This is a genomic window from Streptomyces rubellomurinus (assembly GCF_000961885.1).
GTDB lineage: Bacteria > Actinomycetota > Actinomycetes > Streptomycetales > Streptomycetaceae > Kitasatospora > Kitasatospora rubellomurina.
This window is the reverse complement of the sequence record NZ_JZKH01000104.1, coordinates 1-25347: the sequence shown is the minus strand read 5'-3', so window position 1 is coordinate 25347 and position 25347 is coordinate 1. Positions and strand designations below refer to the sequence as shown.

Below are 25347 nucleotides of genomic sequence, written 5' to 3'. Positions count from 1 at the left end.
GCGCCGGACGAGGGGGGCGGCCGGGGCGGGGAGGCCGGGGCCGGAGTCGGTGACCTCGATGCGGAGGCGGTCGCCGCTGATCGAGGCGGTGACCTGGAAGCCGTCGTCGGGGCGGCCGCAGGCGCCGTGCTCGACGGCGTTGGCGCAGGCCTCGCTGAGGGCGACGCCGAGGTCGTGGGCGATCTGCGGGTCGACGCCGGCCGTCGCCATGGCACCGAGCAGGATGCGACGGGCCAGCGGGACGCTGGCCGGGTCGCGCTTGAGGTGCAGAGTCCACCAGATGTCCACGGGAGGTCCCTCCTGGCTGCGGCTCCACATACAACTAGGTATCTCCGGGCGATGGTGCGGTGAACCGTGCGGCAGGGGCGCTACCGCCCGTTCGGCGGATGGACTGGGAACGGGGGCTGTGCCGAAGGGCGCATTCGCACCCCTCCACGCCGCGGCCGAACGGGGCATTCGTAGGGATTTCCCACCCTGCCCGTGGCGGCGGGGTACGCGATGAGATGATGGCCCGGCCATGACTGCCCCCGCCGCCGCCCCGTTCCCGGGCGCCCCTGCCCCGGCCCAGCCGGTGGGGGCCGCCGCCTGGGACCTGCGGCTTGCCCGGGCGGTGCCGTTCGCGCTGGTGTGCACGCTGATCGCGGCCGCCGGGCACGCCCTGGTGGGCGGCGGGAACGTGCCGCCGGCGGCGTTGGCGACGGGTTTCGCCGCGGTGCTGGTGCTCGCGGTGGCGCTGGGCGGGCGGGAGCGTTCGCTGCCGGCCATCGCCGGGGCGCTGGGCGCCGGGCAGCTCGGCCTGCACTGCCTGTTCCACGGTTTCCACGGCTTCGCCGCATCCGGCATGCCCGGTATGCCCGGCATGCAGCACGGTGCGACGACCGTACGGGGCGTGGCCGGCCGGCTGATCTGCAACGAGGCCCACCCGGGCACGCTGGACGGTCTGCCGGGCGGTCCGTCCGCCGAGCAGCTGGTGTCCTCGGCCGGTCTGGATCCGCACGCCTTCGCCGCCGCGCCGTGGTGGCAGGGCGGGGTGCTGGGCATGACGCCGTCGATGCTGGCCGGGCACCTGGCGGCCGCGCTGGTGGCGGGCTGGTGGCTGCGGCGCGGCGAGGCGGCGCTGTGGCGGCTGGTGCGGGTGGCCGCGTCGGCGGCCCGGGAGCACTGGGCGGCGCCGCTGCGTTCGGCGCTGGCCCTGGCGGTCGCGCTGCTGCGCGGCCTGTTCGGCGCGGCCGGTCCGGCCCGCCGGTTCGGGGCCCGGGGCGGGGAGTCTCCGCTGCCGGGGGGCGCGGTGCTGCGGCACAGCGTGGTGCGGCGCGGTCCGCCGCGCGGGGTGTTCGCGTACTGATCCGGCGTGTCCCGGGGCCGTGAGGCCGTCCGGGGTCGGGCGGTGCGCGGTGTGCCGGCCGTCCCGCGGTGAAGCGCGGACGGCCCGAGGTTCGACCCCCACTCGCCCCCCACGCGCGGCCCCGCCGAGGCCCGGCCGCCGTAGAGCTCCGATCGGAGACCCCGCATCATGCGTTCCGCTTCCTCCCGCCGTCTCGCCGCCGTCGCCCTGACCGCCGCCGCCTCCGTGGTGGCGCTGGCCGGCCCCGCGTTCGCGCACGTCACCGTGAACCCCGGCTCGGCCCAGCAGGGCGGCTACACGGCCGTCGACTTCCGGGTGCCGAACGAGAACGACGCCGCCGGCACCGTGAAGCTGGAGATCAACCTGCCGCTGGACCACCCGCTGGCCTCCGTCCGGACGATGCCGCTGCCGGGTTGGACCGCCGCCGTCGAGAAGTCGAAGCTGGACAAGCCGATCAAGGTGCACGGCAGCGACGTCAACGAGGCCGTCTCCAAGATCACCTGGACCGCCGACGCGGGCACCAAGATCGCCCCCGGCCAGTTCCAGGAGTTCAAGGTCTCGCTCGGCCCGCTGCCGACCGACACCGACAGCCTGGTCTTCAAGGCCCTGCAGACCTACGACAACGGCGACGTCGTCCGCTGGATCGACGAGTCCAAGGACGGCCAGCCCGAGCCGGCCAAGCCCGCCCCCGTCCTGAAGCTCACCAAGGCCGCCGCGGGCGGCGACGGCCACGGCGACAGCCACGGCGTCTCCGCCTCCCCGGCCGCCGGCGCCCACGGCGACAGCTCGGACCACGCCGAGGCCTCGGACGGCGACAAGAAGTCCAGCGACTCCACCGCCCGGGTGCTCGGCGTCGTCGGCATCGTGGTCGGCGTGATCGGCACCGGGGTCGGCATCGCCGGCCTGCGCCGCAAGAGCGGCGGCTCCGCCTCCTGACCCGCACGCCGGCGGGGCCGCCGTACCCGTGAACCGGGCGCGGCCCCGCCGGCGGTCCCTCGCGCACGATCGGATCTCCCATGCCCCACACCACCCGCACGACGAGCGCCACCCGCACCGCCCGGCTGGCCGGCGCCGCCGCCCTCGCGCTCGCCGCCGCCCTGACCCTCTCCGCCTGCGGCTCCTCCGGCGACGGCACGTCCGCCGCCAAGGTCACCCAGCAGAAGGAGGACACCCCGTACCAGGGCACCAAGCTCGCCAAGAACTTCGACAAGCCCGACCTCCAGCTGACCGACACCTCCGGCCAGCCCTTCGACCTGCGGCAGAAGACCAACGGCCGGACCACGCTGCTGTTCTTCGGCTACACCAGCTGCCCGGACGTCTGCCCGACCACCATGGGCGACATCGGCGTGGCGATGAAGGCGCTCCCCGCCGAGGAGCGCAAGAAGATCGACGTCGTCTTCGTCTCCACCGACCCGCAGCGCGACACCCCCAAGGTGCTGCGCACCTGGCTGGACTCGATGGGCAGCGACTTCATAGGCCTGACCGGCGACCTGGCGAAGGTGAAGACCGCCGCCAAGTCGCTCGGCATCATGATCGAGGACCCGGTGGTCAACGCGGACGGCACCGTCACCTCCACGCACGGCGCGCAGGTGCTCGCCTTCCTCCCCTCGGACGACAAGGCGCACGTGCTCTACATGAGCGGCACCGAGGAGAAGACCTACGAGCACGACCTGCCGCTGCTCGCCCAGGGGGTCAAGGCGTGACGGCGGCGACGGGCACCCGGCGGTTCCGGCGGACGGCGCTCACCGGCGCGGTGCTGGCGACGGTCCTGGGCGGCGGCGCCATCCTGGCCGCCTGCGGCTCGGGCGGCCAGGGCGGCCAGGGCGGCCAGGCCGCCGCCGAGGCGGGGCCGGCGAAGCTGAGCGTCGCCGACCCCTACATCCCGCTGCCCCCGGCCGGCGGGATGGGCGCCGGCTACCTGACCGTCCGCAACGACGGCGGGCCGGACCAGCTGGTCAAGGTGACCAGCCCGGGCGCGGGGTCGATCACCATGCACCGCTCGACCGCGTCCAGCATGGAGCAGGTGCAGAGCCTGGACGTGCCCGCGCACGGCGCGCTGCAGCTCGCCCGCGGCGGCACCCACCTGATGATCATGGGCTGGCAGAAGGCCCCCGCCCTCGGCGACGAGGTGGAACTCGACCTGACCTTCGCCAAGTCCGGCACCATCGCGGTCAAGGTGCCGGTCAAGGAGCTCACCTACCGCCCCGGCCAGAGTTAGAGGACCCGCCAGCATGGAGAAGGCCGCCCACCGCCGCAGCACCAGGCACCGCAGCGCCCGCCGCCGGATCGCCGGGCTCGTCGGGGCGCTCGGCGCGCTGCTCGCGCTGATGCTCGCCGCCGCCGGCCCGGCCGCCGCGCACGCCACCCTGGAATCCACCGACCCGAAGCAGAACTCGGTGGTCGCCGCCGCCCCGCAGGCCGTCACGCTGACCTTCAGCGAGGAGGTCTCGCTGTCGGGCGACTCCGTCCGGGTCCTCGACCCGGCCGGGAAGGCCGTCGACGCCGGCAACCCCGCGCACGCGGACGGCCGGGGCAACACCGCCCGGGTCGGGCTGAACTCCGGGCTCGCCAACGGCACGTACACCGTCGCCTGGCGGGCCGTCTCGGCGGACTCGCACCCGGTCGGCGGGGCGTTCACCTTCTCCATCGGCGCGCCCTCGGACACCTCGGTCTCCGCCACCGCCCTGCAGGGCGCCGACGCGGACGGCCTGGTCGCCGCGCTGTACGGCACCGGGCGCACCATCGCGTACGGGGCGTTCGCGCTGCTGGCCGGGGTGGCCGCCTTCGTGCTGATCTGCTGGCCGGGCGGGACGGCCCGGCGGCCGGTGCAGCGGCTGCTGATGACCGGCTGGACGGCGCTGCTGGTCTCCACCGTCGCGGTCCTGATGCTGCGCGGCCCGTACGAGCGCGGCTCGGGGATCGGCCAGGCCTTCGACCTGTCGCTGGTGCGCGCCACCCTGGACGAGCGGATCGGCACCGCGCTGGCCGCCCGGCTGCTGCTGCTCGCCGCGGGCGGGGTGTTCCTGTCGCTGCTGGTCGGCCAGCTGGGGCAGCCGCCCCGGCCGCTGCCGGCCCAGGACGCGGAGGTCCCCGCGGAGGTCCCCGCGGAGGAGGACGCCGAGGCGGCGGAGCTGCGCGAGCTGGAGCGGCGGGCCGCCGAGCGGCCGCAGCGCGAGGCCCGGCTCGGCCTAGGCGTCGCCGGGTCGGTGCTGGCGATCGCCCTCTCGGCGACCTGGGTCGGCGCCGACCACGCCTCGGTGGGCATCCAGGTCGCGCTGGCGCTGCCGTTCGGCATGCTGCACCTGATCGCGATGGCGCTGTGGCTGGGCGGCCTGGCCGCGCTGCTGGTCGCGCTGCGCGAGGGCGTCGGCGCCGAGGTGGTGGACCGCTTCTCGAAGATCGCCTTCGGGGCCGTGGCCGTGCTGGTCGTCACCGGCGTCTACCAGTCCTGGCGCGGCCTGGGCAGCTGGGGCGCGCTGACCGGCACCGACTACGGGCGGCTGCTGCTGGTGAAGACCGGCTGCGTGGCGGCGATGCTCGGCGTCGCCTGGATGTCCCGCTCCTGGCTGGCCCGGCTGCGCTCGGCCCCCGACGAGGCCGCGGAGGTGCGGCCCGTCGAGGCGGAGCGGGCCGAGCTGCCCGAGCCGGTCGCGGTCGCCGCGCACGCCGAGGACCCGGCCCGGCAGGCGCAGCTGGCCCGGCAGCGGGCCGCCCGGGAGAGCGCCGGGCGCGAGCGCGGGCTGACCCCGACCCGGGCCGGGCTGCGCCGCTCGGTGCTGGTGGAGGCGCTGGTCGCGGTGGCGGTGCTGGCGGTCACCACGATGCTCACCAACTCCCCGCCCGGGCGGGTGGCGGGCGAGGTCAAGGCGGCCGGGGCCGCGGCCCCGGCGGCCGGCGCGGGCAGCGCGGGCGGCGCCCCGCAGACCGAGCCGGGCCGCACGGTGGAGCTGAAGCTCCCGTACGACACCAAGGGCCGCACCCCGAACGCCAAGGGCACCGCGACCGTCTCGCTCAACCCGGCCCGGACCGGCTCCAACGAGGTGAAGCTCGCCCTGGACGGCGCGGACGGGCAGCCGGTGGAGGTGCCCGAGGTGCAGCTGGCCTTCACCCTGCCGGACCGCGACCTCGGCCCGCTGCCGGTCGCGCTCACCGCCGCCGGCACCGGCCGCTGGACGGGCACCACGCAGCTGCCGCTGGCCGGCACCTGGGTCGTCTCGGTGCAGATCCGCTCCTCCGACATCGACCAGACCACCCCCACCCAGCAGTTCAGGATCGGCTGACGCGATGGACGACGACACCACCGGCACCGTCATCGGGCGGACCGGCTTCACCCGGCGGGCGCTGCTCGGCACCGCCGGCGCCGGGCTGCTGGCGGGCGCCGGCGCGGGCGTGGCGGTCGCCTACGCCCGGACCGGCGGCGTCGACGAGCCGGCGGGCGGCGCCCTCGGCTCGGCGCGGGTGCCGTTCCACGGGGAGCACCAGGCCGGGATCCTGGAACCGCAGCAGGCCAGGGTCCAGCTGGCCGCCTTCGACCTGGTCGACGGCCTCGGCCGGGACGGGCTGCGCAGCCTGTTCCAGCGCTGGTCGAAGGCCGCCGAGCGGCTGACCGCCGGGGAGCCGGCCGAGGAGTTCGACAACCAGGTCGCCCTGGACGCCGGGCCCTGCTCGCTCACCCTCACGGTCGGCGTCGGCACCCCGCTGTTCGACAAGGCGGGGCTGGCCGACCGCCGCCCGGCCGCGCTCGACCCGCTGCCCGCCTTCCCGGGCGACGCGCTGGACGCGGCCCGCAGCGACGGCGACCTGTTCGTCCAGATCGGCGCGGACGACGCCCTCGTCGCGGTGCACGCGCTGCGGGTGCTGCAGCGGCTGGCGGCCGGGGCGGCGTCCCTGCGCTGGCAGTCGGCCGGCTTCGCCCGCACCCCGGGCGCCACCGCGCGGCCGATGACCGGCCGCAACCTGATGGGCCAGATCGACGGCACCAACAACCCCAGGCCGGGCGAGGACGGCTTCGCCGCCAAGGTGTTCTGCGCGCCCGGCGGCGACCGGCCGGACTGGCTGGCCGGCGGCTCGTACCTGGTGTTCCGCCGCATCCGGATGCTGCTGGACCACTGGGAGGCGCTGCCGGTGGACCGGCAGGAGCGGGTGATCGGACGGCGCAAGGCGGACGGCGCGCCGCTCGGCGCGCCCGCGGGCGCCGGCGAGCACACTCCGGTGGACCTCGCGGCCCAGGGCCCGGACGGCGCGCTGGCGATCCCCGCCGACGCGCACATCCGGGTCGCCGCCCCGGCCGCCAACGGCGGGGCGGCCATGCTGCGGCGCGGCTTCTCGTACCACGACGGGCCGGCGGCGGACGGCTCGCCGGACGCCGGGCTGCTCTTCCTCGCCTTCCAGGCCGATCCGCGCAACGGCTTCACCCCGGTGCAGCGCAAGCTCTCCCGGGGCGACGGGCTCTCCCGCTTCCTGCGGCACGAGGCGAGCGGGCTGTACGCGGTGCTGCCGGGCGTGCCGGCCGGCGGGTACCTGGGGCAGCAGCTCGTCGACGGATAGCACAGCGGCCCCGCTGCTGTCCCGTCCGTTGGGACACCGCGATGGCCCGCGCGCGGAATCGTTAGGGTGACTGCGCGGGCCCGTCCCGCACCTGTCTTCCCCGTTGCCACCGGAGGCGTCAATGTCGGCCACCCGCTACACCTACCTCGGCCCGGCCGGCACCTTCACCGAGGCGGCGCTGCACACCCTGCCGGAGGCGGCGACCCGGGAGCTGGTGCCGCTGTCCTCGGTGGCGCTGGCGCTGGACGCGGTGCGCGGTGGGGAGGCGTCCGGGGCGTTCGTGCCGATCGAGAACTCCGTCGAGGGCGCGGTCACCGCGACCAACGACGAACTCGCCTCCGGCGCACCGCTGATGATCTACCGAGAGGTGCTGCTGCCGATCGCCTTCGCGCTGCTGGTGCGCCCGGGCACCGAGCTGGCCGGGATCAAGACGGTGACCAGTCACCCGGTGGCCCAGCCGCAGGTGCGCCGCTGGCTGGCGGCCAACCTGCCGGACGCCGTCTGGGAGTCGGCGGCCTCCAACGCGGACGGCGCGCGGCTGGTCTCCGAGGGGCGCTACGACGCGGCGTTCGCGGGCGAGTTCGCGGCGCCGATCTACGGGCTGGACCCGCTGGTCAAGGACATCGCGGACGCGAGGAGCGCGACCACCCGGTTCGTCCTGGTCGGCCGCCCGGGGCGGATCTCCTCGGCGACCGGCGCGGACAAGACCTCGATGGTGGTCTGGCTGCCGGACGACCACCCGGGTGCGCTGCTGGAGCTGCTGCAGGAGTTCGCGGTGCGCGGGATCAACCTGATGCGGATCGAGTCCCGGCCGACCGGCGAGGGCCTGGGCAACTACTGCTTCCTGATCGACTGCGAGGGGCACCTGTCCGAGCGGCGGGTGGGCGAGGCGATGATGGGCCTCAAGCGGATCTGCCCGCAGGTGCGCTTCCTCGGCTCCTATCCGCGCGCCGACCGGCAGCCGTCGACCGGACGGCGGCCCGGAACCTCGGACGCCGATTTCACCGCGGCCTCGGACTGGCTCTCCCGCTGCCTGGACGGGCGCGCGGACGCCTGATCGCCTGATCGACACCTGCCGTCTTTCCGGCCTTTTCCGACTGTTTTCGATCGCCCCGATCGGGGCGGGCGGGTGACCGCACCGTCGTCCACAGGGCCCGGCGGGCCCGGGGCCCGCTGTCCACAGGGCCGTCCACTGTCCACAGCCGGAAGTTATCCACAGGTCCGGGCCCGAGTCGACAAACCGGTATAGCCATTGCCCAGAACTGGTCGGACCATCGGTTTGCGTCTCAGATATGACTTATCGGACCAGAGTCACCCGGTTGCCTGCAAATCACCCGTGCGAGTGCTTCAATTCCCTCGCCTGAGTGGGTCCATTGAGGTTTGAAACCTCAATTCAGCGGTTCGGGTTGGCGGAGGGTGATCTTCCCCATCGATCCACAGCCCCGGCCCCGGACCTGTGGATAACCCGGATCCGCCGGTTTCCCCACAGGGGTTATCCACAGGCGGGGCGGAGTTATCCCCAGGGGAAAACCGGTACCGGTGGAGAAGCGGCCGCCCGGTACGCTAGGCCCTGTGATTGACCTTCGCCTGCTCCGTGAGGACCCTGACCGAGTGCGCGCCTCGCAGCGCGTCCGTGGCGAGGACGTCGACGTCGTCGACGCCCTCCTCTCCGCCGACGAGCGGCGCCGGTCCTCGGGCAGTCGCTTCGACGAACTGCGCAACGAGCAGCGGGTGCTCGGCAAGCAGGTCGCCCAGGCCAAGGGCGACGAGAAGGCCGCCCTGCTGCAGCGCACCAAGGACCTGGCCGCCGAGGTCAAGGCCGCCGACGCCGAGCAGAGCGCCGCCAAGGAGGAGGCCGACCGCCTGCTCCGCTCGCTGGCGAACCTCATCGACCCGGCCGCCCCGGTCGGCGGCGAGGAGGACTTCGTCACCCTTGAGGAGATCGGCACCCCGCGCGACTTCGCCGCCGAGGGCTTCGAGCCCCGCGACCACGTCGAGCTGGGCCAGATCCTCGGCGCGATCGACACCGAGCGCGGCGCCAAGGTCGCCGGCGCCCGCTCCTACTACCTGACCGGCGTCGGCGCCCTGCTGGAGCTCGGCCTCGTCAACATGGCGATCGCCCAGGCCACCGCGGCCGGCTTCGTCCCGATGATCACCCCGACCCTGGTCCGCCCGGCCGCCATGGACGGCACCGGGTTCCTCGGCCAGGCCGCCGAGAACGTCTACCACCTCGCCGAGGACGACCGGTACCTGGTCGGCACCAGCGAGGTGCCGCTCGCGGCGTACCACATGGACGAGATCATCGACGCCGAGAAGCTGCCGCTGCGCTACGCCGGCTACTCGTCCTGCTTCCGCCGCGAGGCCGGCACCTACGGCAAGGACACCCGCGGCATCATCCGCGTCCACCAGTTCGAGAAGGTGGAGATGTTCGTCTACACCACTCCCGAGGACGCGGAGAACGAGCACCGCCGGCTGCTCCAGTGGGAGAAGGACTTCCTCAACGCCCTGGAGCTGCCCTACCGGGTGATCGACGTCGCCTCCGGCGACCTCGGCGCCTCGGCCGCGCGCAAGTTCGACATCGAGGCGTGGATCCCCACCCAGGGCAAGTACCGCGAGGTCACCTCGACCTCCAACACCACCGAGTACCAGGCCCGCCGGCTGTCGATCCGGATGCGCGAGGAGGGCAAGACCCGCCCGCTCGCCACCCTGAACGGCACCCTGGTCGCGATCCCGCGCACCATCGTGGCGATCCTGGAGAACCACCAGCAGGCGGACGGCTCGGTCGTCGTGCCCGAGGCGCTGCGGCCGTTCCTCGGCGGGCGGACCGTCCTCGAGCCGGTCAAGTGACCTCGACCGCACGGCCCGGAGGTGGCGACCTGCCCTACCGGCTGGTCGCCACCGACCTCGACGGCACGCTGCTCACCAGCGCCGAGACCGTCTCCGAGCGCACCCGCGCCGCGCTGGCCACGGCCACCGGCGCGGGCGCGCTGCACATCGTCGTCACCGGCCGCTCCGCCGTCTGGGCCCGGCCGGTCTTCGACGAGATCGGCTACACCGGGATAGCGGTCTGCGGCCAGGGCGCCCAGGTCTACGACGCCGGCGCGCACAAGCTGCTCACCTCGCTCACCCTGGACCGCCGGCTCGCCGCGCTCGCGATCGAGAAGATCGAGGCCGAGACCGGGCCGCTGGCCGTCGCCGCCAACCAGGACGGCCTGGACGGGCAGGTGCTGGCCGGGCCCGGGTACGAGCTGCTGATCGGCTCGGACCTGCCGGTCGTCCGGGTCGAGCGCGGCGAACTGCTCGCCTCCCCGGTCAGCAAGCTCTACATCCAGCACCCGGGCCTCACCGACGACGCCCTCGCCGAGGCCGCCCGCAGCGCGGCCGGCGGCCTGGTCGGCGCGGTGATGGCCGGCGCGGGCGTGGTGGAGCTGCTGCCGCTCGGCCTGTCGAAGGCCACCGGGCTCGCCGTGGCCGCCCGCCGGCTGGGCGTGCGGGCCGCCGACACCATCGCCTTCGGCGACATGCCCAACGACGTCCCGATGTTCGGCTGGGCCGCGCACGGCGTCGCCATGGCGAACGCGCACGAGGAGCTGCTGGCCGTCGCGGACGAGGTCACCGCGGGCAACGACGAGGACGGCGTCGCGGTCGTCCTGGAGCGGCTCTTCGCGGGGCGGTGAGAGCCGCGGCCGATCGTTGAGTCGAGCTCAACGATCATGACGCAGAAGGGCGTTGATGCCTCCTGCGGCGCGCAGCAGGATCGGAGCTGCCCGGGACACCACCGGATCCGACCCGCTGAGGAGAGCCCCATGGACGTCACCCGCGACCGTGCCCTGACCGCGCCCGCCGACGACACCGCCGCCGTCGTCGCCGAACTGCGCGACCGCGCGGAGATCACCGACGCGCTCTACCGCTTCGGCCTCGGGCAGGACCTGAAGGACAGGGAGCTGTTCGCCTCGGCCTTCGCCGCCGACGCCGAGCTGGACTTCCGCCCCGCCGCCGCCAAGTGGGGCGGCGAGCCGCCGCTGATGACCGGGCGGGAGTTCATCGTCGACACCATCCTGGCGATGTTCACCGGCCGGGTCGACACCACCCACCAGGTCACCAACCCGCGGATCGTCGTCGACGGCGACACCGCCCGGCTGACCGCCCTGGTGGAGGCGCAGCACCTGCTCGTCGCCGATCCGGCCACCCACGCGCTGCTGAAGAACCCCTACGACGTGGAGCTGGTCCGCGACGGCGACCGCTGGGTGATCCGGCGGCTGCGCATCGACAACACCTGGTTCACCGGGGACCCCACCGCGATCTTCGGCTGACCCCGGGGCCCCGGCCCGGGGCAGTTGTAGGATGACCGGGCAAGCGGTTGTAGGATGACCGATGACCGACGAGTGGTGTGCGAAGGGAGGCCCGGCATGAGCGGCGAGAACAACCTGCAGGCGGCCGGGCGGCGCTCCCTGGTCGACACCGCGATCGACCAGCTGCGCGAGCAGGTGGTCGACGGGACCTGGCCGGTCGGGTCGCAGATCCCGACCGAGCACGAGCTCGCCGAGCGGCTGCAGGTCGGCCGGAACACCGTGCGGGAGGCGATCCGGGTGCTGGTGCACGCCGGCATGCTGGTCTCCCGGCAGGGCGAGGGGACGTTCGTCCGCTCCACCAGCGACCCCGCCGCCGTGCTGCGCGGCGTCCAGCGCTCCGGCATCCGGGACGTCCTGGAGGTCCGCGCGGCGCTGGAGGCCGAGGGCGCCCGGCTGGCCGCGCTGCGGCACACCCCCGAGGACATCCGGCGGATGCGGGCCGCGCTGGCCCGCGAGGCCGAGGTCTTCGCGAAGCACCCGGAGCGGGCCGGCCGCGAGGCCACCGTCGAGCACGACCTGGAGTTCCACACCGCCGTCGTCGAGGCCGCGCACAACCCGGCGCTGACCGAGGTGTACCGCTACTTCGGCGCCTCCGTGCGCGAGTCGATGACCGCCGCGTTCGGCGACCACGAGATGCCCGAGGCGGTCGTGGCCACCCACGAGGCGCTGGTCGACGCGATCGAGAGCGGCGACCCGGAGCGGGCCGAGGCGGCGTGTCGCGCGCTGCTCGCCGAGCCCACCGCGGCCGTCGAGCAGCTGCTCGCGGCCATCGCGGCCCGGAAGTAGGACGGCGCGAGCCTCCCGCCTCCCCGCCCGCCCCTCCCCCGATTCCGGAAAGAACAGCACAACCATGGCCGTCACCCGTGCCCAGCAGCCGGTCGTCCCCGCTCCCGTCCGGCTGCCCGTCCGCTCCCGGCTGGCCCACCCGGCCCTGCTGCTGGCCGGCATCCTGCTGGTCGCCCTGAACATGCGCGCCTGCCTGGCCGCCATCTCGCCGATGGTCGCCGAGATCCAGCGCACCTTCGGCCTGTCCGCCACCGCGAGCGGGCTGATCACCACCGTGCCGGTGCTGTTCCAGGGCGTCGGCGCGCCGCTCACCCCCCGGCTGACCCGCCGCTTCGGCGCGGAGCGGGTGGTGCTGGGCGCGGTGCTGCTGCTGGGCGCGGGCGTGCTGCTGCGGGTGCTGCCCTCGGTGTACGCGCTGTACTTCGGCTGCATGGTGATCGGCGTGGCCATCGCGGTGCTGAACGTGTCGATGCCCGGCCTGGTCAAGCGGGAGTTCCCGGACCGCGCGGCCACCATGACCGGCGTCTACACCACCACCATGCTGGTCGGCGCGACCTTCGCCGCCGCCACGTCCGTCCCGCTGGAGCACGCGCTCGGCGGCGGCTGGCAGGCCTCGCTCGGCGCCTGGTCGCTGCTCGCGCTGGTCGCGGCGGTGGCCTGGCTGCCGCAGGTGCTGCGCTCCCGGCAGGAGCGGGCGGCGACGGCCGCCGCGGCCGCCCCGGCGGCGGGGCCCGGCCGGGCGATCGAGGGGCTGTGGAAGACCCCGATGGCCTGGCAGATCAGCCTGTTCATGGGGATCTCGTCGCTGCTGGTGTACATCGTGGTCGCCTGGATGCCGACCATCCTGGCCGACCACGGCATGGAGCGCGGCAAGGCCGGCCTGGTCTTCGCCTTCTCCAACCTGCTGCAGGGCGTGGGCGCGTTCCTGGTGCCGCTGATGGCCGGCCGGATGACCCGCCAGCGCGGCCTGGCGGTGTCGATGGCGGCGCTGAACGGGATCGGCATCGCGCTGCTGCTGGCCGCGCCGGTCTCCGGCGCCTGGGCGGCGGCGGCCGTCCTCGGGATCGCCCAGGGCGGCTCGCTGGGCCTGGGCCTGGCGTTCATCGTGCTGCGGACCGGCAGCGCGGCCGGTGCCGCCCAGCTGGGCGGGATGTCGCAGGCGATCGGCTACGTGGTCGCGGCGGCGGGCCCGGTCGGGGCCGGTGCGCTGCACCAGCTCACCGGCGGCTGGTCGGCCACCCTGGTGGTGATGCTGGTGCTGTCCGCGGTGGTCGCCGTGGCGGGCTGGGGCGCGGGGCGCAACCGGACCCTGTGATCACTCGTCCGCGGTCAGGGTCAGCCCGGCCAGCTTGACCGAGGCGAGCACCGTCGAGGCGACGGTGACGATCAGCAGCAGCGGGACGGCCGTGCCGAGCGGGACGGCGGAGCCGATCGCCGACTCCCCGGCGACCGACTGGGCCACCGCCCGCCCCCACTGCTGGATGCTCAGAGTCCGGGCGCCGTCGACGTAGTTGCCGACCAGCGCCTCCCAGACCAGCGCGTACCCCAGCCCGGCCACCACCGCGTGCCGGGTGACCACGCCGAGCAGCAGGAACAGCGCGCTGTACGCGGCCCCGGCGACCAGCACCGCCACGGTGTAGCCGAGCGCAAGGCCGTCCCGGGTGCCGTACAGCAGCAGGCCGGCGAACAGGGTCGGGACGGCGGCGAAGGCCCAGGTGGTGCCGATCGCGACGACGAGCTTGGTGGTGACGATCCGCCAGCGCGGCAGCGGCTTGGCGAGCAGGTAGACGATCGAGCCGTCGTCGATCTCGGTGGCGATCACCCCGGTGCCGACCACCAGCCCGAGGATCGGCACCAGGGTGCCGAGGTCGAGCTCGCCGAGGATCTTGACGGTCAGGCTCTGCTCGTCGCCGTGCGCGGCGGCCGCGAGGGCGGAGACCGCCAGCAGCAGCGCGGGGACCACCAGCAGCAGGAGGCCGCGGCGGCGGCCCAGCAGGCCGCGTACGGTCAGCCTGGCGACGGTCGGGTTCATGGTCGGTCGGCCCCTTCCCGGGTCCTCGTGGTTGCGGTGTCGGTCACGCCGAGACCAGGTAGGAGAAGACGCTCTCCAGCGACTCGTCCGCCGGGGAGACGGTGTACAGCCGGATGCCGGCCTCCCGGGCGACCCTGGGCAGCAGGGTGGTGAAGCCCTGGAAGTTCACCGCCTGGACGCGCAGCGCGCGCTCCCGCCCGTCCACCTCGATGCCGGCGGTGGAGCCGTCCGCGATGAGCGCGGCGGCGAGCCGGCGGTCGTCGCTGGAGCGGACCAGGTAGCGGTGCGGCCGGTCGGTCATCAGCCGGCGGATCCTGCGGAAGTCGCCGGAGGCGGCGTGCCGGCCGGCGACCACGACCTCGATGTGCCGGGCGAGCTGCTCGACCTCCTCAAGGATGTGCGAGGAGAACAGCACCGTCCGGCCGTCCGCGCCGAAGCGGCGCAGCAGGTCCATCAGGTGCAGGCGCTGGCGGGGGTCCATGCCGTTGAAGGGCTCGTCGAGCAGCAGCACGGACGGGTCGTGGACGAGCGCGGAGGCCATCTTGACCCGCTGCTTCATGCCCTTGGAGTAGGTGCCGGTGCGGCGGTCCTTGGCCTCGGCCATCTCGACCAGGTCGAGGGCCCTGCGGGCGGCGGCGCCCGGGTGGGCGAGGCCGTGCAGTTCGGCGTTGGCGAGCACGAACTCCCAGCCGGTCAGGTGGTCGTACATCGACTCGCGTTCCGGGACGAGGCCGATCTGCCGGTACACCTGCTGGTTGCGCCAGATCGGGGTGCCGTCCAGGGCGACCGAGCCGCTGGAGGGGGCGAGGAAGCCGCTCATCATGTGGATGAGCGTCGACTTGCCCGCGCCGTTGGGCCCGAGCAGGCCGGTGATGCCCGGGCCGATCGCCATGGTGACGTCGTTGACCGCGACCACGTTCCCGAACCAGCGGGAGACCGTGTCGATGGTGATGGTGGCCATGGCGCCCTCTCAGATCTTCTCGTAGCGGCGCAGCAGCAGGCGGTACGAGCCGGCCACCAGGGCCACCGCGACGAGCGCGAACACCGCCGTCCCGACACCGCCCGGCGCGTGCCGGCGGTCGAGGCCGCCGCCGAGGTCGAACAGTTCGTTGACCAGGCTCTCCACCAGGCCGTCCGGCGAGATCAGCGCCGTCCACTGCGCGGCGTCGGCGGAGTCGGTGCCCCGGGTGATGCCGACCGCGACCGCGGCCACCGCGGCGCTGACCGCCAGGTAGCCCATGATGGCGGCCACCCCGAAGCCCCGGCGCGGTGTGAACCCGGCGATCGCCAGCGCGACCGAGGTCGGCACCAGCGCGTACAGCAGGGCCGCGGCCAGGCCGTACAGGGCGTGCTCGGTGTTGTCCCCGACGTCCATCCCGCCGAGCAGCGCGCCCGCGTACAGCACCAGCAGCGGGGCCGCCATCAGCAGGAACTGGGCGCAGAACATGGCGGCGAACTTGGCCCGCACGTAGTCGCCGCGGGTGATCGGGCGGGAGAAGTACAGAGGCACGGTGTGGTGGCGCAGGTCCCGGGAGAGCAGCACCGGCGCCTGGGCGGCCAGGAAGATCCAGACCAGCATCCCGACCGAGGAGAGGTAGCCCGCGTACTCGACCCCGAGGTCGTCCAGCTTCGTGGTGAGCGCGAACGCCACGACGATCGCGGCGGGCAGCGTGGTGGCGGCCAGCACCAGCATCGGCAGCACCTTGGCCTTGCCGGAGCGGCCGAGGCCGTACGCGGCGCGCAGGCTCTGGGTGAAGAGCGCGCGGGTGGCGTGGCCGCGGCCGAGGCGGGGGCCCCGGTAGCCGCGGTAGCCGATGTCGTGGATGACGCCGGTGTCGGCGCTCCCGGTCTCAGGAGGCAGCGACATCGTCCGCACCTCCCCTGCTGAAGTCCTGTGCGTCGGTGAAGAGTTCGGCGACCCGGTGGCGGCGCTGCTCCAACCGGACCAGGCCGAGGCCGAGTTCGGCGACGGTGTCGCGGATGGTGTCGTAGGTGCCCTCGCCGGCCAGCCGGACCAGCAGCAGGTGCGAGCCCTCCGCCTGGACGGACAGGCCGGCGGCGGCGAGCCGGCCGCGGACCTCCTCGCCCGGGGCGAGGGTGTGGTCGTCCGGGTGGTCGGTGACCTCGACCGCGAGGACGGCCGTCGCCTCGGTGAAGGAGGCGGTGGAGGAGGAGCGCAGCAGCCTGCCGCCGTCGATGACGACCAGGTGGTCGCAGGTGCGCTCCAGCTCGCCGAGCAGGTGGGTGGTGACCAGCACCGAGATGCCGAAGTCGCTGTGCACGCGGCGGATCAGCGCCAGCATCTCGTCCCGGCCGGCCGGGTCGAGGCCGTTGGTCGGCTCGTCCAGCAGCACCAGCTTCGGGTCGTGCACCAGCGCCTGGGCGAGCTTGACCCGCTGCTTCATGCCGGTCGAGTAGCCGCCCATCGGCCGGTACCGCTCCTCGTACAGGCCGACGTGCCGCAGGGTGTCGGCGGTGCGCTCGCGGGCGGCGGTGGCGGGCAGGCCCGACATCCGGGCCATGTGCACCACGAACTCGGTGGCGGAGACGTCCGGCGGCAGGCAGTCGTGCTCGGGCATGTAGCCGACCTGCTCGCGGATCTCCGGGCCCCGGGTGGCGATGTCCAGGCCCAGCACCTCGCCGCGGCCGGACGTCGCCGGGGCGAGCCCGAGCAGGATCTTGATCAGGGTGGACTTGCCGGCCCCGTTGGCCCCGACCAGCCCGACCACCCCGGGCAGCACCTCGACGGTGAGCGCGTCGAGGGCGGTGACCCGGGGGTACCTCTTGGTGAGGCCATCGGTCTTGATGACAGCAGTGGACACGCACTCAACGTAACGGCGGTGCGCCGTACGGGGCATGAGCTGGAATGACGAGGGCCGCTAGTGCCCCGGTATGACGTCGGGCCCGCTCCCCCTTAGGGGCTGAACGGGCCCGACGTCACGTGCGTTGCCGGCTCAGGAGCTCGGACGCTCCCACATCTCGGTGACCTTGCCGGAGGCGTCGAACGCCACCTTGTAGTCGCCGCTGGAGCAGGGGTAGAAGCCCTTCTGGTTCCCCGGCGTGGTGATGCACTCGTTGATGTGCTTGGCCAGGTCGGCCGCGTTGACGTCCTTCGGCGGGGCGACGACCGACCGCAGGTGGCCCTTGACGGTGGGCGCGAACTGCGCGGTCTTGGCGGCGCCGACCGGCTCGTGGGCGACGTCGTCGACGCCGCAGGCGTCCTTGGTCTCCTTGTAGGTGAGGGCCGTCGCGGTGGTGCCCTTCTCCACGTTGACCCACTTCTGCCCGGCGGGCAGCGGGTCGCTGGTGCAGAAGCCCTCCGGCTCCCCGCTGGCCCCGGCGGACGGCTTGCCGGACGCCTTGCCGGTCGGCTTGCCCGCGGGCGCGGCCGGGCTGGCGGGAGCGGACGCGGGCGCGGTGGCGGCCGTGGTGGGCGCGCTGCCCTGGCCGTTGTCGGACGGGTCGTCCGGCCCGCAGGCGGCGAGGCCGAACGCGGCGGCGACGACCAGGGCGGCGGCGAGTGGTCTCCTGGAAACAGGCATGGCGAAGCAACCCCCGATTTTCAACACATGATCAGATTCGCTGTGCGGCGGACAGACTAGCGCGTCCCCCCGACACCCTGTCCGCCGCCGCCCCCGATCAGGAGGAGAGGCGGTTCAGCGCCGCGGTGGCGATGCCCTCGACGGCGGCCGGGGCGTCGGCGGACTGGCCGGTGAGCTCGACGACGGCGACCCTGGTGCCGCTGCGCAGGACCGCGACCCCGCCGCCGGCGGTGCCGTCGCCGTTGTAGGCCGGGTACCAGTGGGCGGTGCCGCCGGCGGCGGTCAGGGTGTGGGCCGCGCCGTAGCGCCAGTGGCCGGCGGGCTCGTCCTGGCAGTCCTGGACGAGCGTGACGAGCTGCTGCTCCCAGGTGGCGGCCGCGGTCTCGGTGGGGGCGCTCGCGGCCGACTCGGTCAGTCCGCCCTTGGTGTCGAAGGTCCAGGTCACGGCCGCGTACGCGGTGGCCTTCTCCTTGGTCAGGTCGCGCATCGTCTCCTCGCCGGAGCACGCGGACAGCGCCTGGCGCCCGGTCAGCACGACGGTCGCGCCGACCGGGTTCGGGCCCCGCCGGAAGTCCTCGCTCTGGACGAGGCGGGCGGAGCCCAGTCCGGGCGCGGCGGCCGCGGCCGGGCGGGTGGCGGCCGCGGCGCGGGGCGCGGCGTCGTGCGCGGCCCCGTCCGCGCTGGCCGACTGGGTGCCGACGACGCTGACCGTGATCAGCGAGGCGGCGAAGCAGGCCGCGGCGACGAGCCGGTTGCGGCGGACGGACTTCTGCTGGACGGTCCGGTTCTCGGTCATCTGGTCCCCCTGCTGGTCGGGACGCCTGCTGCGTCCTCGTACAACCGGGGAGATGCCGCCGGGGAAGGGAAAGTTGGAGCCCCGACCCGCTGTTTCACAGCTGTGACAGAGCGGTCCCGACGACCCGGTTCATCGCGGCCGTCCCCAGGCAGGCGGAGACCTCCAGCACTCCGTAGTGGGTGCCGCTGCGCAGCACGGCGATGCCGCCGCAGGGCTCCTTGCCCTCGGGCGCCCTGCCGGTGGTGTTGAGCGATCCCTGGTAGTAGCCCATCCAGCTCGCGGTGACGTCCGGGGCGAGCTGCAGCGTCGTGGTCCGTCCGTAGACCCAGTGCCCCGGCGTGTCCTCCTGGCAGGGCACCTCCTCCAGCAGCAGGCGCTCGGCGTAGTTCTGTGCCAGGGAAGGGCTCTGGGCCTCGGCGGCGACCTCGCGGGCGACCTGGTCGGCGACGGCGTCGGCCAGCGTGGGGTCGCCCGAGCTGGTGCGGGAGCCGGTCATCAGACCGCGGAAGTGGGCACCGCGCCCGCCCAGGGTCTGGCTGAGGCTCTTCTCGCCGGTGCAGGCCGCGTTGGCGTAGGACCCGTCGCCGTACCGGTCGGCGACGTGGATCCGCCCGGGGCCGATGTCCGGGCCGAACGCCGCGGGTGCCAGCAGGTTCGCGGTCGTCAGCGGCCCGGTCGAGCCGGTGACGACCGCACCGGTCGGCGAGGCGGAGGCGGTACTGGTGCCGGTGCCGGAGGCCGAGGACGCGGGCGTCGGGACGGACCCGCCGGGCGTCGCGGCGGCGGACGCGCCGGGGGGCGGTGGCAGGACGAACCGGCCGGTCGCCAGCCCGAGCGCGGCGGCCGCCACCAGGGCGGCGACGGCGGACCGGACCCGGACGACGGCGCGGCCGCCGCCCGCCGCGGGAGCGCCGCTCACGGACCGGTGACCAGGCGCTCGCGCATGAAGCGGCGGGCCTGGTGGATGCGGTCCTTGACCGTGCCCAGCGGGGCGTCCAGCTGCGCGGCCACCTGGACGTAGGTCAGGTCGCCCAGGTCGCGCAGCACGAAGGACTCCACCAGGGCAGGGTGCTGCTGCTCCAGCGCGGCCAGCGCCTCCATCACGTCGAGCCTGGTCCCGGCGATGACGCTGGTGGTGCGCGGGTCGACGGACTCGGGGAGGTCGGCGTGGCTCTCCTCGGCGCGCCGGCGCATCGAGCGGTAGGTGGACCGGGCGGCGTTCGAGGCGATCACCGTCACCCAGCCCAGGAAGGAGCCGTGGCCGCCGTACCCGCCCAGGTGCGTGCTGATGGACAGCAGCGCGTCCTGCGCGGCCTCCTCCGCGTCGGCGTGGTGGGGCAGGAAGCGCGAGCAGCGGCGCAGCACCACCGGCCGCAGCTTGGCCAGCAGGTGCTCCATCGCCCCCGGGTCGCCCGCCTGAGCGGCCGTCACGAGCGCTTCCAGCTCGGCTTCCTCGAACACCCGGATCCCCCGTTCCGTCCCGGCCGGCATCCCGGCCCGCCGATCGGGAGTTCCGCGCTCCCTCCGACTCCGGCAGAATGCTGCCACATGCGCAAGCTCGGTCGTTACCTCCTGCTGGAGCGGCTCGGAGCGGGCTCCTTCGCGACGGTCTGGAAGGCCTACGATCCGGAGCTCGACACCGAGGTCGCGGTGAAGGTGCTGGCCGAGAACTGGGCCGCCAACGCCGATGTGCGCGAGCGGTTCCTGACCGAGGCGAGGCTGCTGCGCCGGATCGCCAGCCCGCGGGTGGTCCGGGTGCACGACGTCGGGGTGCAGGAGGACCGGCCCTACTTCGTCATGGACTACGTCCGCGGCGGCACCCTGGCGGACCGGGTCGGGCAGTGCGAGCCGCAGGAGGCGCTGCGGCTGGCCGCGGAGGCCGGCTACGCCGTCCAGGTCCTGCACGAGGCGGGTGTGGTGCACCGCGACGTGAAACCGTCCAACCTGCTGCTCGCCGCCGGCCCCGCGCCCGCCGCGGTGCTGGTGGCGGACCTGGGCAGCGCGAAGCAACTGGCCGACGCGTCCGGGCTGACGGTGACCACGGGCACGCCCGCGTACATGGCACCGGAACAGGCCTTCCAGACCGGCGGGTTCGACGGCAGGGCCGACGTGTACGCGCTGGCCGTCGTGACCTACGAGCTGCTGACCGGGCAGAAGCCGTTCGGCCCGGGCGGACGCGCCGCGTCCCTGCTGACCGACCAGCCGGCCGCCTCGACGCTGCCGGCGCTCCCGGCCGGAGCGGAGCTCCCGCCGAACCTCGCCCTGCTGCTGCGGTCCGCGATGTCCGTCGAGCCGGCGGACCGGCCGGCGACCGCCCAGGCCTTCGCGGACGCGCTGCTGGCGCCCGTCCCGCAGTCCGGGCCGCCCCGGGAAGGCCCCGGGTGGCTGACCCCGCGCGCGGTCGGGCTGGCGTCGGCCGCGGTGTTCACGGCGGCGACCCTGCTGGGCTGGCTGCGGCGCTGACGAGGCCGTCACGTCGCAGGGCCCCGGCCGCGAACGGCTACCGTAGGGTCGGCGGTATGCGACTGAGTACGGTGATCCTTCCCATCCACCGGTGGGGCGAGGGGCAGAAGATCTGGCGGCGGGCCGAGGAGCTCGGGTTCCACGCCGCGTACACGTACGACCACCTGTCCTGGCGGTCGTTCCGCGAGGAGCCGTGGTTCGGGTCCCTGCCGACGCTGACGGCGGCCGCGACGGTGACCGAGCGGCTGCGACTGGGGACGCTGGTGACCTCGCCGAACTTCCGGCACCCGGTGACGCTGGCCAAGGAGCTGATCACGCTGGACGACGTGTCCGGCGGGCGGGTCACGCTCGGGATCGGGGCCGGCGGGACGGGCTACGACGCGACGGCGATGGGGCAGGAGGCCTGGTCGCCGAAGGAGCGGGCGGACCGGTTCGGCGAGTTCCTGCCGCTGCTCGACGAGCTGCTGCGCAGCGACGCCACGACGCGCGAGGGCACCTACTACTCGGCGGTGGAGGCCCGGAACGTCCCCGGCTGCGTGCAGACCCCGCGGGTGCCGTTCTACGTCGCCGCGACCGGGCCGCGCGGGCTGCGGCTGGCCGCCGAGTACGGGCAGGGCTGGGTGACGTACGGCGACCCGCGCGGGCCGGCGGACGTACCGGTGGAGCAGGCGCCCGGGGTCGTCGCGCGGCAGATCGAGAAGCTGGCGGCCGCCTGCGAGGCGAAGGGCCGGGACGTCGCGACGCTGGAGAAGGTGCTGCTCCAGGGCTCGACGGCGGAGAAGCCGCTGCGGTCGGTGGACGCCTTCGTCGACTGGGCGGGCACCTACCGGGAGCTGGGGATCACCGAGCTGGTGATCCACTGGCCCGTGCCGGACTCGATCTTCGAGAACGACCTCGCCGTCTTCGAGCGGATCGCCACCGAGGGCCTCGCCCAGCTGGGCTGAGCACCGCCGCCGGGCGGGCCCGCCCCCGCCCGGCGGCCGATAGGCGCTGTCGCGGTCCGCGGTTCCTCCCCCGCCGCAGAACCAACCACGGTACGGTCCAAGGGATTTGGGGCCGGTCGGGGCGGTGGCGCGAGGGGCGGGCGGGGCCGGCGAGGCGGATGGGGCTATCCGTTCGCTATCGGTGGGCAGTCGCCCAGGACTCGCTGGGCGAGGGGCGCTCGAAAGGAGGTCGATGGCGGCGGACGGTTGTGTGGTGACCACGAGGACGACAGCAGCCGGTCCTCGACACCACACCACGGAGGATCCCGAGATGTTCACCACCACCAAGAAGCAGCGCAAGGTCGTCGGCGGCGTCGCGGGTGCCGCGCTCGCCGCACTGGTCGGCCTCGGCCTCTCGGTCTCCCCGCTCACCACCGACGACACCCACTGGGGCAACCCCGTCCCGGGCGGCGTGCACGTGACCGCCGATGGCACCACTCCCCCGGTCGTCGTCCCGCACCCGGCCGACACGCACTGGGGCTGATCTTCCGTCAAGGCCCGGCGGACGCGGGCCCGGAGAAGGGACACGGACCGGTGGAACACATCATCAGCACGATCGAGGCCGACACCGCCACCACCGCGGACTTCGCGGCGCTGCCGCTGCCCGAGTCGTACCGGGGCGCGACGGTGCGCCGGGACGAGGCCGGCATGTTCGAGGGGATGGCCTCGCGGGACAAGGACCCGGGCGCGTCGCTGCGGGTCGAGGACGTGCCCACGCCGCCGCTCGGCCCGGGCGAGGCGATCGTCGCGGTGATGGCCAGCGCCGTCAACTACAACACCGTCTGGAGCGCGATCTTCGAGCCGGTGCCGACCTTCGGCTTCCTGGAGCGCTACGGCCGCTCCCGGCCCGACGCCGCGCACCACGACCGGCCGTACCACGTGGTCGGCTCCGACCTGGCCGGCGTCGTGCTGCGCACCGGCCCCGGCGTGACCCGCTGGCGGCCCGGCGACCGGGTGGTGGCGCACTGCCTGTCCGTCGAGCTGGAGTCCGCGGACGGGCACGGCGACACCATGCTCGACCCGGAGCAGCGGATCTGGGGCTACGAGACCAACTACGGCGGCCTCGCCGAGCTCGCCCTGGTCAAGGCCAACCAGCTGATGCCCAAGCCCGAGCACCTGACCTGGGAGGAGGCGGCCTGCTCCGGGCTGGTGAACTCCACCGCCTACCGGCAGCTGGTCTCCCGCAACGGCGCCGGCATGAAGCAGGGCGACGTGGTGCTGGTCTGGGGCGCCGGCGGCGGCCTCGGCTCGTACGCCACCCAGCTCGCCCTGAACGGCGGCGGCATCCCCGTCTGCGTGGTCTCCGGCGAGCGCAAGGCGGCGCTGGTCCGCTCGATGGGCGCCGAGCTGGTGATCGACCGGTCCGCCGAGGGCTACCGGTTCTGGAAGGACGAGCACACGCCGGACCCGCGCGAGTGGAAGCGCCTCGGCGCCCGCATCCGCGACCTCACCGGCGGCGACGACCCCGACATCGTGTTCGAGCACCCCGGCCGGGAGACCTTCGGCGCCAGCGTCTACGTGGCCCGCCGCGGCGGCACCGTGGTGACCTGCGCCTCCACCTCCGGCTTCCAGCACCAGTTCGACAACCGCTACCTGTGGACCTCGCTCAAGCGCGTCGTCGGCACCCACTTCGCGAACTACCGCGAGGCCTGGGAGGCCAACCGCCTGATCAGCCGCGGCATGGTGCACCCGACCCTGTCGGTCACCCACCCGCTGGCCGAGGTCGGCGAGGCCGCCCGCGCGGTGCACCGCAACCTGCACAGCGGCAAGGTCGGCGTGCTCGGCCTCGCCCCGCGCGCCGGGCTCGGCGTGCGCGACCACGAGCTGCGCGAGCGGCACCGGCCGGCCATCGACCGGTTCCGCACCGAGGCCGGCTGAGCCCACGTTCCCGAACCCGTAGGACAGTTCCGAGGAGACCCGCCCGCATGACCACCGCCACCGCCGCCGAGGACGCCCTCTGGGCCCGGACCTACCACCCCGCCCCGGCCGGGGCGGGCCAGCTGGTCTGCTTCCCGCACGCCGGCGGCTCGGCCAGCTTCTTCTACCCGCTGTCGGCCGAACTCGCCGCCGCGGCCGAGGTGGTGGCGGTGCAGTACCCCGGCCGGCAGGACCGACACGGCGAACCGACGCCGTCCGACATCAACGTCCTCGCCGACCTCGTCTACCGGGCGCTGCGGCCCCGGCTCGCCGCCCGGCCGACCACCCTGTTCGGCCACAGCATGGGCTCCGTCGTCGCCTTCGAGGTGGCCCGCCGGATGGAGGCGGACGGCCTGGCGCCGGTGCGCCTGTTCGCCTCCGGCCGGGGCGGCCCGTCGGTGCCGCGCACCGGCACCGTCCACCTGCGCGACGACGCGGGCATCGTCGCCGAACTGGACGGCCTGGCCGGCACGGACGCCGTGCTGCTCGCCGACGAGGACTTCCTGCGGATGGTCATGCCGGCCATCCGCGCCGACTACACCGCCGTCGAGACCTACCGCTGCGGCCCGGACGCCGTGCTGCGCTGCCCGATCACCGCGCTCACCGGCGACAACGACCCCAAGGCGCCGCACGAGGAGGTGCTGGTGTGGGGCCGGCACACCAGCGGGGACTTCGAGCTGCGGCGGTTCCCGGGCGGCCACTTCTACCTGGTCGACGAGGCCGACGCGGTGACGGACGTCCTGCGGCGGCACCTGGTGACGGCCACGACGGCCACGGATCCGGCCGGTCAGCGCACGGCACCGTAACCCCCGAGCCGGGGCGCCCCGTTCGATGCCCCCTGGGGCGCCCCTACGACCTCCGCCCGCGGCGCGCGGACGGGCGCGAGCGTGACCACCGAGGTCAGCAGCAGCCCGCCGCGCGCCAGCCAGCGGCCGGAGTAGTCCGCGCGCAGCCCGAGCTCCCGCTCCAGCGGGGTGAGCAGCAGGTGCGCGCGGAACGTCCCCTCCGGCGTGAAGGTGAGGTCCGCGTCGAAGAAGTCGAGGATGCGCCGGCCCTGCGGGAACCAGGCCTTGTAGACGCTCTCCTTCGCGCTGAACAGCAACCGCCCCCAGTTCACCGGCTGCGGGGCGGTTCGCCGCAGTTCCCGCAGCCGCGCGCACTCGTCGGGCGAGGCGATCGACTCCAGCAGGTCCTCGGGCAGCGGCTCGTCGGGCTCGACGTCGATGCCGAGCGCCAGCACGTCCGCCGTCCGGGCCACCGCCGCCGCCCGGTAGTTCGTCGAGTGGGTGATGCTCCCCAGCACCCCCACGGGCCAGCGCGGCTCGCCCAGCGGCCCCGGCGGCACCGCCACCGGCGGCAGCCCGAGCCGGGCCAGCGCCCGGCGGGCGCACAGCCGCGCGGTGGTGAACTCGCGCCGCCGGGACTCCACCGCCCGGGAGATCTGCGCCGCCTCCTCGGGGTAGAGCGGCCCCTCCAGGCCGTCGTTGAACGCCTCGGCCGAGGCCACCTCGGAGGGCAGGATGTCTGCGATCACGGCACCTCACACACCTTCACGGTTCGAAGAATCGAAGAACGGGGGGACAG

27 protein-coding genes are annotated in these 25347 nt (G+C 74.4%); 17 read left to right on the top strand and 10 right to left on the bottom strand.

The features are described from left to right. The coding region (locus VM95_RS32745; protein ID WP_045703794.1) for an ATP-binding protein at positions 1–288 on the bottom strand (288 nt) is incomplete at its 3' end. Positions 289–517: 229 nt separating this feature from the next. On the opposite strand from VM95_RS32745, the gene VM95_RS32740 reads away from it, so the two are divergent. The 12 genes from VM95_RS32740 to VM95_RS32685 all read left to right on the top strand — a co-directional run bounded on the left by VM95_RS32740 (position 518) and on the right by VM95_RS32685 (position 13345). Next, positions 518–1345, top strand: coding sequence for a hypothetical protein (locus VM95_RS32740; RefSeq protein ID WP_052706632.1), 828 nt, complete (start codon positions 518–520; stop codon positions 1343–1345). A 168-nt stretch (positions 1346–1513) separates the two neighbouring features. Then, a complete protein-coding gene (locus tag VM95_RS32735) occupies positions 1514–2281 on the top strand; it encodes a YcnI family copper-binding membrane protein (protein WP_045703792.1) in 768 nt (255 codons plus the stop codon). Positions 2282–2361: 80 nt separating this feature from the next. Beyond that, positions 2362–3048, top strand: coding sequence for an SCO family protein (locus tag VM95_RS32730; protein ID WP_045703790.1), 687 nt, complete (start codon positions 2362–2364; stop codon positions 3046–3048). Further along, positions 3045–3563, top strand: a complete 519-nt coding sequence (locus VM95_RS32725; protein ID WP_052707712.1) for a copper chaperone PCu(A)C — start codon at positions 3045–3047, stop codon at positions 3561–3563. The genes VM95_RS32730 and VM95_RS32725 overlap by 4 nt, the downstream gene beginning before the upstream one ends. Before the next feature lie 13 nt (positions 3564–3576). Continuing rightward, a complete protein-coding gene (locus tag VM95_RS32720; RefSeq protein ID WP_052707711.1) occupies positions 3577–5625 on the top strand; it encodes a FixH family protein in 2049 nt (682 codons plus the stop codon). Positions 5626–5629: 4 nt separating this feature from the next. After that, entirely contained in the window at positions 5630–6892 is a 1263-nt protein-coding gene (gene efeB / locus VM95_RS32715) for an iron uptake transporter deferrochelatase/peroxidase subunit (RefSeq protein ID WP_045703788.1), read from the top strand. 121 nt (positions 6893–7013) lie between these two features. Continuing rightward, positions 7014–7949, top strand: coding sequence for a prephenate dehydratase (gene pheA / locus VM95_RS32710; protein WP_045703786.1), 936 nt, complete (start codon positions 7014–7016; stop codon positions 7947–7949). Between the two features lie 515 nt (positions 7950–8464). Beyond that, positions 8465–9739: a serine--tRNA ligase gene (gene serS / locus VM95_RS32705; RefSeq protein ID WP_078860897.1), complete on the top strand. Its 1275-nt coding sequence runs from the start codon at positions 8465–8467 to the stop codon at positions 9737–9739. Beyond that, positions 9736–10569 (top strand): HAD family hydrolase, encoded by an 834-nt coding sequence (locus VM95_RS32700; RefSeq protein WP_107073167.1) that lies wholly within the window; start codon positions 9736–9738, stop codon positions 10567–10569. The genes serS and VM95_RS32700 overlap by 4 nt, the downstream gene beginning before the upstream one ends. 129 nt (positions 10570–10698) lie before the next feature. Beyond that, the gene (locus VM95_RS32695; RefSeq protein WP_045703782.1) at positions 10699–11205 is read left to right on the top strand and encodes a nuclear transport factor 2 family protein; all 507 of its coding nucleotides are present in this window, start codon (positions 10699–10701) and stop codon (positions 11203–11205) included. A gap of 96 nt (positions 11206–11301) precedes the next feature. Next, positions 11302–12030: a FadR/GntR family transcriptional regulator gene (locus VM95_RS32690; protein WP_045703780.1), complete on the top strand. Its 729-nt coding sequence runs from the start codon at positions 11302–11304 to the stop codon at positions 12028–12030. Between the two features lie 64 nt (positions 12031–12094). Next, complete coding sequence (locus VM95_RS32685; protein WP_045703777.1) at positions 12095–13345, top strand: CynX/NimT family MFS transporter; 1251 nt, start codon at positions 12095–12097, stop codon at positions 13343–13345. On the opposite strand, the gene VM95_RS32680 is transcribed toward VM95_RS32685, so the two are convergent. The 8 genes from VM95_RS32680 to VM95_RS32645 all read right to left on the bottom strand — a co-directional run bounded on the left by VM95_RS32680 (position 13346) and on the right by VM95_RS32645 (position 19861). Beyond that, positions 13346–14062: an ABC transporter permease gene (locus VM95_RS32680; protein WP_045703775.1), complete on the bottom strand. Its 717-nt coding sequence runs from the start codon at positions 14060–14062 to the stop codon at positions 13346–13348. A gap of 43 nt (positions 14063–14105) precedes the next feature. Next, the gene (locus VM95_RS32675) at positions 14106–15023 is read right to left on the bottom strand and encodes an ABC transporter ATP-binding protein (RefSeq protein WP_045703773.1); all 918 of its coding nucleotides are present in this window, start codon (positions 15021–15023) and stop codon (positions 14106–14108) included. 9 nt (positions 15024–15032) lie between these two features. Next, positions 15033–15929, bottom strand: coding sequence for an ABC-2 transporter permease (locus VM95_RS32670; protein ID WP_045703771.1), 897 nt, complete (start codon positions 15927–15929; stop codon positions 15033–15035). Further along, entirely contained in the window at positions 15913–16920 is a 1008-nt protein-coding gene (locus tag VM95_RS32665; protein WP_045703769.1) for an ABC transporter ATP-binding protein, read from the bottom strand. Before VM95_RS32665 ends, VM95_RS32670 begins: the two co-directional genes overlap by 17 nt. Positions 16921–17016: 96 nt before the next feature. Then, positions 17017–17604, bottom strand: coding sequence for a hypothetical protein (locus tag VM95_RS32660; RefSeq protein WP_045703766.1), 588 nt, complete (start codon positions 17602–17604; stop codon positions 17017–17019). 97 nt (positions 17605–17701) lie between these two features. Then, positions 17702–18400 carry a hypothetical protein gene (locus VM95_RS32655; protein ID WP_045703764.1) on the bottom strand — a complete coding sequence of 233 codons (699 nt, stop codon included), beginning with the start codon at positions 18398–18400 and terminating at the stop codon, positions 17702–17704. Positions 18401–18494: 94 nt separating this feature from the next. After that, on the bottom strand, positions 18495–19319 hold the full coding sequence (locus VM95_RS42910) for a hypothetical protein (protein WP_045703762.1): 825 nt from the start codon (positions 19317–19319) through the stop codon (positions 18495–18497). Further along, entirely contained in the window at positions 19316–19861 is a 546-nt protein-coding gene (locus VM95_RS32645) for an RNA polymerase sigma factor (protein WP_244179031.1), read from the bottom strand. The genes VM95_RS42910 and VM95_RS32645 overlap by 4 nt, the downstream gene beginning before the upstream one ends. Before the next feature lie 87 nt (positions 19862–19948). Between VM95_RS32645 and VM95_RS32640 the strand changes: the two genes are divergently transcribed. The 5 genes from VM95_RS32640 (at position 19949) to VM95_RS32620 (ending at position 24569) form a co-directional block, all read left to right on the top strand. After that, positions 19949–20863, top strand: coding sequence for a serine/threonine-protein kinase (locus VM95_RS32640; RefSeq protein WP_045703758.1), 915 nt, complete (start codon positions 19949–19951; stop codon positions 20861–20863). Positions 20864–20919: 56 nt separating this feature from the next. Beyond that, positions 20920–21807 carry an LLM class flavin-dependent oxidoreductase gene (locus tag VM95_RS32635; RefSeq protein ID WP_045703757.1) on the top strand — a complete coding sequence of 296 codons (888 nt, stop codon included), beginning with the start codon at positions 20920–20922 and terminating at the stop codon, positions 21805–21807. A 310-nt stretch (positions 21808–22117) separates the two neighbouring features. Further along, the gene (locus VM95_RS32630; RefSeq protein ID WP_045703755.1) at positions 22118–22330 is read left to right on the top strand and encodes a hypothetical protein; all 213 of its coding nucleotides are present in this window, start codon (positions 22118–22120) and stop codon (positions 22328–22330) included. Between the two features lie 50 nt (positions 22331–22380). Next, complete coding sequence (gene ccrA / locus VM95_RS32625) at positions 22381–23724, top strand: crotonyl-CoA carboxylase/reductase (RefSeq protein ID WP_045703754.1); 1344 nt, start codon at positions 22381–22383, stop codon at positions 23722–23724. A gap of 47 nt (positions 23725–23771) precedes the next feature. Further along, a complete protein-coding gene (locus tag VM95_RS32620) occupies positions 23772–24569 on the top strand; it encodes a thioesterase II family protein (protein WP_045703753.1) in 798 nt (265 codons plus the stop codon). Here the strand turns inward: VM95_RS32620 and VM95_RS32615 are convergent. Then, positions 24551–25297 (bottom strand): 4'-phosphopantetheinyl transferase family protein, encoded by a 747-nt coding sequence (locus tag VM95_RS32615; RefSeq protein WP_063773594.1) that lies wholly within the window; start codon positions 25295–25297, stop codon positions 24551–24553. The genes VM95_RS32620 and VM95_RS32615 overlap by 19 nt on opposite strands. Positions 25298–25347 lie beyond the last annotated feature (50 nt).